The sequence below is a fragment of the Niabella soli DSM 19437 genome (assembly GCF_000243115.2).
In the GTDB taxonomy this organism is placed as follows: domain Bacteria; phylum Bacteroidota; class Bacteroidia; order Chitinophagales; family Chitinophagaceae; genus Niabella; species Niabella soli.
Window position 1 is genome coordinate 3,117,456 of the sequence record NZ_CP007035.1, and the last position, 13,759, is coordinate 3,131,214.

Genomic DNA, 13,759 nt, shown 5'->3' on the forward strand with positions numbered 1-13,759 from the left:
TTATTAAAATCTAAATCCTAAAGAAACATAAGGAAGCCATCCTTCCTTTGAATACCCGGCCAGCACCTGTACCACAAAGAGCTGGGCCGGCGAAAAATAAACACCCCCTCCCACACCGGTATGGATCGTGTTACTGTTATATCCTTTTGCCCATACCTTTCCGGCATCAAAAAAGCCAGCGAGGCCTAACTGCCCCGGTAATATATAGCTGGCGATATCCAATAATTTAACTCGCACCCTGAAATTGTTGTAAAGTAACTGTTCCCCCGCAAACCGGTACTGGCGGAACCCTAATAAATTATCCTGTCCGCCCAAAAACAACGATTGATAAAAAGGAGCATTGCCAAAAGTGGCGCCCCCGCCCAACCGGTCCGAAATAACAAAAACGCCCCGGGGGTCCAGCTTTTTATAAACCGACATTTCTGTAGTGGCCTGCGCAAAATTTCGGGAGTATGCATTCAATCCTTTAAAACCCTGGATGGTTATATTAAAATAGCCCCCGGAGCTGGGCAGCAACCGGTTATTACGCGCGTCTTTTGTGTAGGCAAGATGAACGCCTGTATAATATTTCGTATTACTGATGGTACTACTGTCATAGGAACGAACAAAAGACGGGGTCGTTATTAAGCGGCCGGCATTATCATCCTGATCCAATGAGTACATTTGAAAAAGTGGCGCTATACTAAAGGAAGCGCCGCCGTCTTTTCTCCACCGCAACTGGGGCATTACCTCTAATAAGGTAAACCTGCTGCGATAATAACGGATCCCCTTGTTTTTATCATACTCCGTATTGTTGCCCAGGCCAAAAAAGTTCTGGGTATTATCGGGTGCGTAAAGCTGTGCATTGACCACCATATCGGCCTTGCCCAGTGCATGCAGCCATTCGCTTTTGATTCCGAAATGATAGGCTCCTGTAGAAAAGGCATGCCTGAAAGATAATTCCTGCAGATTGCCATAGGGCGTTTTTCTGAAACTCTGATTGATAAAACGAACGCTGAGACCCAGCATCAGTCCATCATCCCGGTTAATAGCAACGTTGGGCAGGTACTGTGTTCTGTTATACAAATTCGTGGGTAGATAAGAGGTGTTGGCGCTGTCGCTACGCAAATGCGCCCAAACCTTTCCACTATCGCCATTTATCGTTACCCCCTTATTCTTGCCATAAATACGGATATGTTTTTTGCTGTTTTCCACCAGGTAATCCTTCGAATCTTTCTGGCCCACAATACGCAGCTTTATGGGCGTGGTATTCCGGATCACCACGCTATCATCCCCATCGTGAATAAACAGCCGCAGTTCCTTTGTAACTGCAGGGTCAAATACCCGGTGGAATAATTCCTGATCTGTTTTGCCTGATTTACTGATCTTATGAATCGAAACCAGCAGGCCTCCTTTAGCAGTATCTGTGATCTGTACCCATTCATTTTTATCGGATGTCTGAATATCTACAATACGGTTAAAGAACCGGTAATAAGTTGCCATCGCACCGGGAAGATGATCCCTGCGTTCTTTAAATTGTTTTAATAACTGATCATGCCGTATCCGGTAAGATGATTCGGGTAAACGTTGTAATGCGTCTTCCAGCACCGAATCGGTGATGTTCCCGATAAATGCATTGGTCAATTGCATCCACTGCTCATAGTCATATTGATTAAAGAAATTGGCATTGATCTTACTGCCCGCCGTGAAGTATTCGTTTATCTTTTTGATCGTTCCGCCGAAATCATGCAGCCGCGGCATCAGCGATCTGCTGGAAGCAATTGCCGGGAATACTCCATCCACAACGTGCAATACCTGGTCACGGTCTCTCGGTACGGGTTCATAACGTTTATTATCCTTCTTATCTTTTTTATAGGCCCATCGCCATTGATCTTCATGACGATCCCAGTCTCCGATCAATAGATCCAGCAACCGGGCTTTAAAGTAAACGGCTGTATCAACGGTGTTATCATTATCCTGCTTGAGGGTCTTATACATTTTAGGCGTATTGTCCGATTTGCCCAAGGGTTCCCGTTCCTCCAATAAACAAATACGATCGATAAAATCGCCACTATAAATGCCCAGATTTTTATCGGGTGCTACTACCCCTATCACCGGGTTGGTATGGGGTACGCCCGCCGCATTCGCCAGGGGCGGCACAATTAATGCTGAGTACGGATGCTGGGCGCTGAGCGCATCCATGATCACATCTTTTGCAAAAGTTTCCCTTACCTGCTCGGGCAACAGGAATTCCATATTCTTGACTACATTCCGGAGCACCCATTCTTTTCCCGCAGCATCAACCAGGCGCAATGATTTTGTTTGTAATCCGCCGCCTTGTTGCGTTGGCGTTAATCCCCTGTGCAATTGCGATAATTTCAGCACAGGTAATTTCGTATCCGCCGCCCATTCCTTCCGGTAATTTTCTCCAAACCATTTCCGGTGTGCTTTACTCACTTTATCCAGTTCGGGGGCTGCTTTTACCACCACGCTGTCTTGCTGTAATAACGGAGAATTGTTGAGGGCAGCCTCCAGTTTCGTTTGAGCCACAAAAGGGATCTTATCCGTATAGGCCTGCGCTATTTTATCATTATCCAGGTAATAATAGGTAAGCCTTAAACTATAGTCCGTTAGCTGGTCAACCATTACAAATCCGCTGCGGGGCGAGGCAAACCGGCTTCCCTTGCCTTTTTTAACATAGGCATTCTTTGCACCGGCGCCGCTCACAATTTGTATTTGCTGGTTTTGAATGAACTGTAACCCGTGTTCATGCCCCGCTATATGGATCACATTCTGATTACGGGCAAACACACTGTCCACTTCCGCGATCATTTCTTTGTAGGCCGGGTGCATCTGGTCTTCAGGGTTCGGTAATGCTGTTCGTAAAAACGGGTATAGAGAACCGATAACCGGCAAAGGGATGTACAGGTTTTTATTAAGATTGGTTAAAGGGAACAAATGATCTTTGAGCTGGAAATATCCCCCATGTGCGCCATAGCTCTGAAACGGATGATGGGCGGCCAGCAAAATTGTTTTATGCTGATTCTTGTTGGCCAGGGAAGCCAGCGCTTCCATAAATTCATCTTTCGTGGTGCAATTGCAGGAATCGTTTTCTTTATTATGCGGAAACAGCCACCACTCACTGTCAAAAGCAATAATCACCAGCCGGTCATTTACCGGGATCTCCACCGGCCCCGGGCATCCGCCTGAAGGCACAAAATGTAACAATGGATTATTCTGATGATTGATAAATGCAGCCTGCTCCCGGATTTTTGCCAGCCCGTTTTTGCCCATCCGGTCCCAGTCATGATTACCCGGTATAAAATAAACCGGCGCCCCTTTGGCGATCATAGGGGTGTATTGGGCTTCAATGATCTGTTCTGTTTCAGTACGGTTGCTTTGCCCCGGCAAGCTCATTCCCCTGGGATAAATATTGTCGCCCAGGAAAAGTACCCGGGTTTTTGATGGAAGGATCTTACCGGCCGCTGCAGTCAGCACTTCTTTTTGATGCAAATTGATCTCTCCCGCATCCCCGATAAGCAATACTCTTTGTACAATGGAATCCTGTGCCTGCAGCGTTGCAGCCATCCATAGTATGCTGAGTAATAATCCAACTTTTTTAACCATCTTATTTTTTTGGGTTGTAGGCAAACTTCATCACAACGCCCGCATCATTTTCTCCCGCTTCGGAGCTGATATACAGGTTTCCGCTGCTGTCAAAAGAAATGCCTTCCGGCTGTTCAAAAATTGAACTCCTTAATTCATGCACCTGTTTTACGTTCCAATTCCTATCGGCTACCACCAGCAATTTGTTTACCGAGGAAAGGATATACCACTCATCCGTAAGCGGGTTTATGGCAATAGCGCTCGGTTTAAAAACAATATATTTTTTTGACGGGATATAATACCCCAACTGGGTGGCATCAAAACTAAGGTGCTTCCCGGGTCGAAGCGAATCGGCCGTCAGATCAAAAATATAAATGGAAACGGCTGAATTTTTACGATCGGCACGGCAGGACTTGCACATTACGTACAATTGGTTATTTTTTTCATTAGCGAACAGGGATTCGTATTCCCCCTCCGGCAAAAGGCCCTTCCATTCCTGTACCCCCGCCGCTTTGGGGTGGTTCACCTCCGCCATGGGAACAGTAAAAAGGACGCCGTCGCTTCTTAAAACGATCGCCGTATTTTTATAAATGGCAATATCTTCATAATCTCCTTTTTTCCCAAACTTCGTTGTGCCCACCTGATCCATAGCTGCATCCAATGTAAAAGAATAAATATACCCGTCTTCATCCTCTATTGCGTACAACCTGTCCTTATTGCCTGCATAAAAGGCATTGCCGGAAATTTCACTCAGTGTTTTTGGCATCCGGAATATCTCCGGGTGTTGCAGATCATAACCACCGGGGCTTGTATAATTTTCTTTCTGGCTGTTAATACAGGACACCTGAAAGAAAAGGATCATGCCTACCAGAAAATATTTAATCTTCATCTTGCAGTATATTTTTTATATATGAATAAATGGCCTGCTGCGACCGGAGGACAGGCACCTGTTGCGGTATCGCAACGGTTTCCAGCCGGCTGTTGATTGCTACCGCAGCCACATTATCCTCCCACTGCAAATTTACTATCGATATAAGCTCTTCTTTCAACTGTTCATCGTTTACCGGTACGCAAACTTCAATCCGGCTGTAGATATTCCGGTTCATCCAGTCCGAAGAGCCTATAAATACCAGCGGGTTACCGTTATTATGGAAAATAAAAACGCGCCCATGCTCCAGGTAGCGGTCAACGATTCTCTTTACCCTGATATTTTCGCTCATCCCCTTTACGCCGGGTACTACCCGGCAGATGCTTCTAACCATAAGCTCTACGGTAACCCCGGCATTGCTTGCAGCATACAGTTGATTTATTAACGTTTCTTCTTCGATGTTGTTCAGTTTAATACGTATACCAGCCGGGCCTCCTTTTCTCTTATTGGCAATCTCCTTTTCCATCAGCTCCATAAAACGATCCCGCAGATTAAATTGCGCCACCAGAAGGTGTTGGAACAACTCTTTTTCATCTGCCCGCGGCTTTCTTCTTTTTGCCAGGAAAATAAATAAAAGCTCCAATTCCCGTAATAGCAGGTGACCCGCCGTCGCCAAAATGTGATCGGTGTAAACGCGGGCAGTGTTTTCATTAAAATTCCCGGTCGAAAATAAGCCATAATACTGTAGACGACCGTGCTCCCTCCTTTTTACCAACGCTACCTTGGCATGCACTTTTAACCCCGGGATACTGTAAATAATAGCAACCCCGGCATTCTTCATTACTTTGCCCCATTTAATATTATTGGCCTCATCAAACCGGGCTTTCAGCTCAATAAAGGCGGTTACTTTTTTCCCATTTTTTGCAGCAGTTATCAGCGCCCGGGCAATTTTTGAGTCGCTGGCCACGCGGTACATCGTGGTATAAATTTCTTCGGTGTCGGCATCTATTGCCGCTTCATTGAAAAAACGCAGCACCGCATCATAGGACATATAAGGTGTATGTACCAGCCGGTCCTTTTGCCGCATGTATTCGAAAATCCCATCCTGCCCCATATCCAGGTTAACGGGCAATTGGGGTAAATACTTTAAATCGGGCCGGTTTGCCGGAAAGGAAAAAAAATCCTTTAGATTATGATACCTTCCTCCCGCTGTAATTACCGCTCCTTCTATTTTGCAGGCAATGATCAGTTGTTTCAATATAGCCACTGGCAGGTCGGGCGCATAAAGCAACCGCGTTGCCAGCCCGGCATCTCTTTCCGCGATCCGTGCTTCAATTTTTTCTGCAAGATCTTCCACATACTCCTCCTTCAGGTTAAGATCCGCGTCCCGCGTTAGTTTTATGCTATAGGCACCCTGTACCTGGCATCCTTTAAAGATCACGGGCAGGCAGCTCCTGATAATGTCATCGATAAAAACAACATACTGCTGACCGTTCACAAGAGCCGTAAAAAAACGGGGCATCTGATGCGATGGTATGGCTACAATAGCCAATTCCTCAACCGTTTCTTTTTTCAGGGGCACCACAAAATACAGATGATTGTTCTCCAGGAACAACGGTTCTGTTGTGCGCAGCCAGGTTACCTGCAAACAGGCAGCAAGCACACTGTAAAAATAATTGGTTGCCTGCCCACGCAAAACCTCCGGCAGCGGTTCGTTATACACCAAATAAAGGTGCTGCTGCTTCAAAGCAGGAATAATTTCATTAGTCAGCAGGTTCCCAAAAAATTCCTGCTGCAGGTTTACTGTTTGCCGGATGTTCCTGATCAACGTTTCATCCGTTGATACCTCTTCCTTTATAGCGCTGAGCGCAAGGGCCACCGGAACACGCACGCGATAAAATTCATCGAGGTTCGAGGAAAAAATAGCCAGGAACTGCACCCGTTCCAGCAAAGGCAACTCCGGTTTAGCCGCCTCCGCTAGCACCGTTCCGTTAAAGCTCAGCCAGCTAAGATCCCGGGAAAAAAATTTCGGAGCTTCGCTCATGGATCAAACAATTATTGCACCGTATAAATTGCTATAATAAATGCCAGTACCGCCACCACGATCCCAACCATAAAAATATTGTAGGCCAGCCGCAACAACTTATATTTCCGGCCTAATACCACGCCTTGTGCGTAAACATCTTTTATTAGGGTGCCATACAAAAAATCCCGGTCACCCATTACTTTCCACATACCCTTTGCATAGTCATCCAGGTTCATTTTATAAAAATTACCAAAAAACAACAGGTTCACTTTTTGGGCGTCCACCTCACTTTGTGTAAAAACACCGGCAGGAATAGTGGGCCTGGTTGCCAGGATGCTGATCACCATGGTAGCCACAGAAGCAGCAAGGATCAGGATCGTAGGGTAAATAAGGTGGGTGTTATTGTCCAGCTTTCTTATCAGCACGCTCAGGATCACTGAAAGAATAATGGAGTTAACCGTAATCAGGATATGGGCTTTGTTGTCCGCCATATCACTCAACCGCTGGTTATTGGTGGAGGTGATCCGGAACAATGTTTCTATTCCCCTGCTGGTTTCTTTACTACCACCCTTCTTATCATTAACAACCGCTTCCGGCGTTGCCGTTTGCGGTATGGGGCTGGCGGGGATATCGTTCTTTTTTTCTTCCTGCTTCTGTAGCAGCTTATCCAGGTGCTGCTGTTGCTGATCCTTCAGCAGCATACGGCAATAATCTGTATAATATTGATGGCCCTGCAGTAATTGAATGGTTTTATTTCTCCAATCAGTTTTCGAAATCGCCGCCCCCTTTGTCGCTTCTGCCTCTTTGCGCATCAGTTTATTGCGCTCCGCAAAATCAGCGGTTCCCAAATGAAATAAATCAGCATCACAAACAATCTGCTCCAAAAGGGTCTGAGCGTTTTGTGGCATTTTCGTAGCCCGTATGCAGTCCTGTACTTTGGTGATCGTATCGGCGTCTACCTGCTGCTGTTGCAGGTACGCACCTGCAAGCCGGGCGCCTTCTTTTTCATGATCGGTACAGCCGGTTGTATAATATCCCAGGTCATGAAACCAGGCGGCTGTTACAACAGTAAAAAAATCTTTCTCCTTTAACCCGTAATGTTCGCCAATCTGTTTTGCGGCCCGTACCACTTGTTGGGTATGTTCCTGGTTATGATACAACAGCTCCGGTTTATAATGCTCTTTCATGAACAACTGAACATATTGTTCAATGTTGCTGAGTAGTTGGCGTTCGTCCATCTCTTTGATTATTATAAGATTCCTTTCAAAGTTAGGCAAATGCCTGAAAACAAGAGGGATTACAACATCTTGTACCAGGGCGGGCGCATAAATTCGCTAAGCCACTAATGCCCGCCCGTACCGAATGGCACATTCGGGCGGGGGCAGGCACGAATAAAATGATTAACCTATTCGTAAAACAATGAACACAAAATAGCGCCGGCGGCGTATGGCATTTGTGTTTCTTGTCTTTGAATAACGCACAACAGCTAATTGATTCGTGTATTCTGTACAACATAACCGTTCAAACTAATTTTTTTGGCCCGCAGATTACGCATCCCGATAAATCGGGAGCTATCGGTGTGGCGCGGATTACACTTCATTTTTCTGCGAAAGTCTGCTTCCGATAAATCGGAATGCGGGAGGTCTTTGGTCGCTGATCTGTGGGAATCATTTTCGTTGTATCCTTATATCATACGGCAACGCAGGACGATCGAATTTGTGGCAATCTTTTAAATTTATGGTCCGCGCTGCATCTTGTACGGAGATCAAATATCCCGTAAAAAGCCGCAAACAAACCTGCAACCTGTATCAGCATTTCCCGTTTCCGCTAGTACGACATCAGTTCCTGTATACAGGCATCGAGCCGCTTTCCGGCCATAAAATTTTTCTCCAGTTCCCTGTTAAAGGGGATAGGCGTATCCAGAGAAGCACAGCGCAGTACCGGGGCGTCCAGGCAATTAAAACAATGCTCCCCGATCCATGCCGCGATCTCCGCACCCACCCCGCCCGTAAGCGTATCTTCATGCAATACCAATACTTTCCCTGTTTTCATTACAGAAGCATTGATGGATTCATAATCCAGCGGCAATAGGGTGCGCAGGTCCAGGATATCCAGCGAAATTTCAGGATGGGCCGCTGCATAATCTTCAGCCCAGATCACACCCATTCCATATGTGATCACCGAAATATCATCACCGGAAACAACTTTTCGCGCTTTGCCAATCTCCACTTCATATGGTTCCAGGGGCACCTGCCCGCTAACACTACGGTACAGCGCCTTGTGCTCAAAAAACAAAACCGGGTTCGGATCAGTAATGGCTGCGATCAATAAACCTTTCGCATCGGCAGGCGTGGAAGGGTACACCACTTTAAGCCCCGGGGTATGCACAAACCAGGCCTCATTACTCTGGCTGTGAAAAGGTCCCGCTCCTACGCCGCCGCCAGTGGGCATGCGTATAACCACATCGGCATTTTGCCCCCAGCGGTAATGAATTTTTGCCAGATTATTTACAACTTGGTTAAACCCCATCGAAACAAAATCGGCAAACTGCATTTCCACCACGGCTTTCTGCCCTTCCAGGCTCAACCCCAATGCAGCACCCACAATCGCGCTTTCACAAATAGGCGTATTGCGAATACGCTCCCTACCAAAAACAGCCGCGAAACCTTCCGTTACTTTAAAGGCGCCGCCATATTCAGCAATGTCCTGACCCATAACTACCAGGTTGGCATGCGTTTCCATGCTTTGATACAGGCCCTCCTTAATAGCTTCTATAAAGCGCTTTTCTACTGAGGCCAGCCCATCGGCCACAACCGGTAGCCCGGAAGATTTTCGCGCTGCATACACGGCTTCCTGTTCAGCGGCCGTATCAATGATAAGCGTGCTGCCCGCGGTTGCCTGCTCCAGCTCCTTATCAATAAACTGCTTTATATTTTCATTGATCGTCTTTATTTCTTCTGCATCCATTACCTGCTCCTGCAACAAAAATTGTTCATAAAGCAGTAGGGGATCCTGCTGTTGCCACAACTCAAAAAGCTCCGGGGGTACATATTTTGTGCCGCTGGCCTCTTCATGTCCCCGCATCCGGAAGGTGGTACATTCCACCAGGTAGGGCTTTTGATTACGGATGCAATATTCCCGCACACCTTTAATAGTATCATATACCGCCAGCAGGTTGTTCCCGTCTATGGTTATGCCCTCCATACCGTACCCTTTTGCTTTGTCGGCAAGTGCTATACAACGATACTGTTCCCTGACCGGCGTGCTTAAGGCATAGCCATTATTTTCCACTAAAAAAATTACCGGCAGGTCCCAGACTGCCGCTACATTTAATGCTTCGTGAAAATCGCCCTCACTGGTGCCGCCTTCCCCGCTAAAAACCAGGACCGCTTTTTCTTCCCGTTTTAATTTATGCGCCAGGCCCACTCCATCTGCCACGGCTAATTGCGGACCCAGGTGCGAGATCATACCACAGATATGATGGGCACTACTGCCGAAATGAAAACTTCGTTCCCGGCCACTTGAATAGCCTTCCTGCATACCCTGCCATTGCATAAACAGCTTGTGTAAAGGCATATTACGTGTGGTGAATACGCCCAGGTTCCGGTGCAGCGGCAGCACCCATTCACCGGGCTGCATGGCTAGTGTTGCCCCCACGGCAATCGCCTCCTGACCCATACCACTGAACCATTTACTTATTTTACCCTGCCGCAGCAGGATAAGCATTTTTTCCTCTATCAGACGGGGATACAGTAATTGCCGGTACCATTCTTTTAATTGTTCGTTACCCAGTTCTTTTCTGTCCATTGTCATACTATAAAACTAATAAAGAATTTTTCGCAGCCTCATAAAATATTAATTTTAATTTTTTATTTGATGGCGCCACTCCATTAATGCTATCAAAAACACGTGTTAATGAAGCTATTTTTATTTTTACTATCTTTTCTACTGTTCTTTCTTCCGTCGTCCGCACAGGACGGCCTGTCAAAAAATGACACCAATTATTATTACCGCTATCCGCATAAACTGGTCATAGGGCCACTTCTTTCAAAAAAGAACACCGTATTTGCCATCGACCCTAAAAACCAGGCGGGACCACTGAGGTATTCTACCAATACCCCTACCAAACTGGGCATTTCCGTGGGCTACGACTGGCTTTCGGTGAGCGCTTCCGTGGGATTGGGAACATTGGATCCCGATTATAAAAAAGAAAAAGGCAAAACAAAATCGATCAACTTTCAATGGGCGGTGAACGGTCAGTCGGTGCTGGCTGATCTTCACTTCCAGATAAACAAAGGGCTTTATTTGCGCGACCAGCCGGACCCCTCCTTTGGCAGTGGCCCTTATTATGTACGGCCGGATATTCAAACACAGATCTTTGGCGTTACCCTGCGGAAAATATTAAACAGCCGCAGGTTTTCCATAAAACCACCATTCGTTTATGATACCTGGCAACAACGGTCTGCCGGTTCTTTTATGGTGGGAGGAGAATTTATTTATGGCAGCGCCCGTGGCGACAGCGCTTTTGTGCCTGCCGGCGTTTCCGGCAATTTCCCGGATGCCGGCATTAATAAACTGCATTATATAATGTTTGGGCCTACCCTCGCTTATGCCCATAGCTTTGTTTTAAAAAATCATTTTTTTGTAACACTGGTGGCCTCAGCCAACGGGGATGCCGCTCAAACTACAGAACAAACTACCAGCAGCGATAAAAAAACCCGGTGGTATTTTACCCCCAACCTAAGTATGCGCGGAGCTTTGGGCTACAACACATCTAACTGGGAGCTGGCTGCCTCTGTAATTTCCAACCGGTTCTTTATCGGTGCCAATGAAAAAGATATCCATTACCAGCAGTACAGCGATCAGTTCCGGTTGGCCTATATCCGCCGCATTCATGCAGGCAAAACGATCCCCACGGTGATGAACTGGGGAAGAAAAATTATTGAGACGATGGGATTTGGATTTTTGATAGACTAGGGCTGTTTTCTGGTTTGAGGTTTAATGTTTGATGTTGGACGGATGTCGAATGGCAGACGGCAAACGAAAGCTCCCTTTGAAAAGCAAGCAATTACGTCACACCGGATCATTTCCACATTCTCACATTTCCATATTACCACATTAGTCAGACGTGAAATGCCGGCTATCGATTTGAAACGCACGTAATTACTTCAGTCCTCATTTACACATTTTCAAATTCTCAAATTGCCACATTGATTAAATACCCTTAATCAATAAAAAATTGCTGCTGTAACGCATCGATCGTTTTCTTTTCACTACCGATAAAAATGGCATCGCTCATGAGCACCACCGGCCGCTTCAAAAACGTGTATTCTTTCAGGATATATGCCTTGTAATCCGCCTCGGTCAGTTGTTTGTCTTTTAATCCCAGCTCCTTGTAAAGGAGCGCCCGTTTGCTGAATAGCGCTTCATAGGAACCTGCCTTTTTTTTCATAGCCGCTAACTGGCTGGCTGTTACCGGTTGCGTTTTTATATCCTGCAGTTCAAACCCTGTTGCCGCACTAATGCCGGTTTCTTTCATTATTTTCTTACAGGTATCGCAGGTGCTGAGATAATATATTTTTTTCATTTATAAAATTTCTTATTTGAACCGATTGGCGGCCGCCTTCAAAAGACGCTGGGAAGCCGGAAGGTACTGTTTTTCAAGCACCTTTGATTACAGTGGTGCCGCTTTTCCGGCCAGGTACCGTATTTGAAACAGCCTCCTGCTGCGTCCATTTTCCATTTATTGTTCCTTATTTTATATTCCTACAACCAATGCCGTCAAATATTGTTAATTTTGTACTTTAATATAGTAATAGCATGATAAAAACAGGGAACCCCGTGATCAGTATTTATACAGAAATGACACCTAACCCGGAAACAATGAAGTTTGTGGCCAATAAACTGCTTTATCCGGGTAAAAGTATCGATTTCCCGGATGTGGAAGCGGCTAAACCATCGCCCCTGGCGACGGAATTATTTGGCTTTCCTTTTATTAAGGCTGTTTTTATTGCCAGCAACTTTGTTACCCTTACCAAAACGGCAGATGCAGAATGGCAGGATGTAACGCCTTCCATCCGCCAGTTTTTAAAAGATTACCTGGAGGAGGGAAAAATTGTGATCAATGAAGACGAAGTGGTAACGGTTAAAAAGGAAAGTAGTAATGAAGTGGCCGCAGATGACGACGACGTAGTAAAACGCATCAAAGAATTATTAGAAAACTATGTAAAACCGGCGGTTGAGATGGATGGCGGCGCTATCCAGTTCCGCAGTTATAATGACGGAGTAGTAAACCTGATGATGCAGGGCAGTTGCAGCGGATGCCCGTCTTCCATGATCACGTTGAAAGCAGGCATAGAAGGAATGATGAAACGCATGATCCCCGAGGTTAAGGAAGTGGTTGCGGAAGCAGAATAATTTAAGTGTTAGTGTAAACAAATCAGCGTCATCAATTTTATGATGACGTTTTTTTTTGGATTGCTTAACCCCGTCTGTGCCGTTGGGGCGGGCACATGGGGCCACAATGATAAAAAGAAACATACAAACACATAATCCATCTGTGGAAAGCCGCAATTTATAGTTGATGTTAAAGAAAGTTGTAATAATAGGACCCGAAAGCACCGGGAAAAGCAGCTTGTGCGCAGCGCTGGCCCAACATTATAAAACGCTGTGGTGCCCGGAATATGCCCGGGAATATCTTTTAACAAACGGCGCCCGCTATACTTATGCCGATCTGCAGGTAATAGCAAAGGGACAATTGACCCTTGAGGACCGGTATGTGGAAGAAGCTGCAGCAAAAGCGCACCCGCTGGTATTCATTGATACTGATATGTATGTAATGAAGGTTTGGAGCGAGTTTGTCTTTAGCAAATGTGACCCCTTCGTTCTAAATGCTATTGCCACCCGCCAATATGATTTATACCTGTTATGCGACACTGATCTTCCCTGGGCGAAGGATGAATTACGGGAGTATCCCGACCCTGAAACAAGAGACCGCCTCTTTACTATTTATAAAGCTGAGCTTGCTGCACAACAAACGCCCTGGACCATCATTAGCGGAACCGAAAACAGAAGGACGCAGGCAGCGATAACTACAATTGACTCCTTTTTTAAATGATCCCCAGCCGCAACGCCTATTCACTTTCAAAATGCAATTGATTTAAAACAAGTTTTAAAGCGGCAGTAACACCCGTTTTCCCGGCTGTTGAGCGCCCTGAAAAACAGGAAAAAGCAACAGGAGGGCCTTTCCAATTTTCTTTTATCTTTTTTTTCTACGGGTC

The 13,759-nt window shown here is 46.0% G+C and carries 9 protein-coding genes; 3 read left to right on the plus strand and 6 right to left on the minus strand.

The window, feature by feature from the left end:
- Positions 1–3: 3 nt before the first annotated feature.
- The 5 genes from NIASO_RS13335 to NIASO_RS13355 all read right to left on the minus strand — a co-directional run bounded on the left by NIASO_RS13335 (position 4) and on the right by NIASO_RS13355 (position 10,286).
- Complete coding sequence (locus NIASO_RS13335; RefSeq protein ID WP_008586588.1) at positions 4–3,606, minus strand: metallophosphoesterase; 3,603 nt, start codon at positions 3,604–3,606, stop codon at positions 4–6.
- A 1-nt stretch (position 3,607) separates the two neighbouring features.
- Complete coding sequence (locus NIASO_RS13340) at positions 3,608–4,474, minus strand: SdiA-regulated domain-containing protein (protein ID WP_008586590.1); 867 nt, start codon at positions 4,472–4,474, stop codon at positions 3,608–3,610.
- Complete coding sequence (gene ppk1, locus NIASO_RS13345) at positions 4,464–6,497, minus strand: polyphosphate kinase 1 (protein WP_008586592.1); 2,034 nt, start codon at positions 6,495–6,497, stop codon at positions 4,464–4,466. The genes NIASO_RS13340 and ppk1 overlap by 11 nt, the downstream gene beginning before the upstream one ends.
- Before the next feature lie 11 nt (positions 6,498–6,508).
- Positions 6,509–7,717, minus strand: coding sequence for a Pycsar system effector family protein (locus tag NIASO_RS13350; protein ID WP_008586594.1), 1,209 nt, complete (start codon positions 7,715–7,717; stop codon positions 6,509–6,511).
- Between the two features lie 589 nt (positions 7,718–8,306).
- Positions 8,307–10,286 (minus strand): alpha-ketoacid dehydrogenase subunit alpha/beta, encoded by a 1,980-nt coding sequence (locus NIASO_RS13355; protein ID WP_008586595.1) that lies wholly within the window; start codon positions 10,284–10,286, stop codon positions 8,307–8,309.
- Positions 10,287–10,394: 108 nt separating this feature from the next.
- Here NIASO_RS13355 and NIASO_RS13360 point away from each other — a divergent pair, with 108 nt between their 5' ends.
- Positions 10,395–11,456, plus strand: a complete 1,062-nt coding sequence (locus NIASO_RS13360; RefSeq protein WP_008586597.1) for a DUF4421 family protein — start codon at positions 10,395–10,397, stop codon at positions 11,454–11,456.
- Between the two features lie 247 nt (positions 11,457–11,703).
- Here NIASO_RS13360 and NIASO_RS13365 read toward each other — a convergent pair whose 3' ends face one another.
- Positions 11,704–12,066: an arsenate reductase family protein gene (locus NIASO_RS13365; RefSeq protein ID WP_008586599.1), complete on the minus strand. Its 363-nt coding sequence runs from the start codon at positions 12,064–12,066 to the stop codon at positions 11,704–11,706.
- A gap of 233 nt (positions 12,067–12,299) precedes the next feature.
- On the opposite strand from NIASO_RS13365, the gene NIASO_RS13370 reads away from it, so the two are divergent.
- Both NIASO_RS13370 and NIASO_RS13375 read left to right on the plus strand, forming a co-directional pair.
- Positions 12,300–12,896: a NifU family protein gene (locus NIASO_RS13370; protein ID WP_008586600.1), complete on the plus strand. Its 597-nt coding sequence runs from the start codon at positions 12,300–12,302 to the stop codon at positions 12,894–12,896.
- Between the two features lie 166 nt (positions 12,897–13,062).
- Positions 13,063–13,596 carry an AAA family ATPase gene (locus NIASO_RS13375; RefSeq protein WP_008586602.1) on the plus strand — a complete coding sequence of 178 codons (534 nt, stop codon included), beginning with the start codon at positions 13,063–13,065 and terminating at the stop codon, positions 13,594–13,596.
- Positions 13,597–13,759 lie beyond the last annotated feature (163 nt).

Coding starts and splice junctions, on each gene's coding strand:
- NIASO_RS13335 (WP_008586588.1), bottom strand. CDS start 3,606: ATGGTTAAAAAAGTTGGATTATTACTCAGCATACTATGGATGGCTGCA.
- NIASO_RS13340 (WP_008586590.1), bottom strand. CDS start 4,474: ATGAAGATTAAATATTTTCTGGTAGGCATGATCCTTTTCTTTCAGGTG.
- ppk1 (WP_008586592.1), bottom strand. CDS start 6,497: ATGAGCGAAGCTCCGAAATTTTTTTCCCGGGATCTTAGCTGGCTGAGC.
- NIASO_RS13350 (WP_008586594.1), bottom strand. CDS start 7,717: ATGGACGAACGCCAACTACTCAGCAACATTGAACAATATGTTCAGTTG.
- NIASO_RS13355 (WP_008586595.1), bottom strand. CDS start 10,286: ATGGACAGAAAAGAACTGGGTAACGAACAATTAAAAGAATGGTACCGG.
- NIASO_RS13360 (WP_008586597.1), top strand. CDS start 10,395: ATGAAGCTATTTTTATTTTTACTATCTTTTCTACTGTTCTTTCTTCCG.
- NIASO_RS13365 (WP_008586599.1), bottom strand. CDS start 12,066: ATGAAAAAAATATATTATCTCAGCACCTGCGATACCTGTAAGAAAATA.
- NIASO_RS13370 (WP_008586600.1), top strand. CDS start 12,300: ATGATAAAAACAGGGAACCCCGTGATCAGTATTTATACAGAAATGACA.
- NIASO_RS13375 (WP_008586602.1), top strand. CDS start 13,063: ATGTTAAAGAAAGTTGTAATAATAGGACCCGAAAGCACCGGGAAAAGC.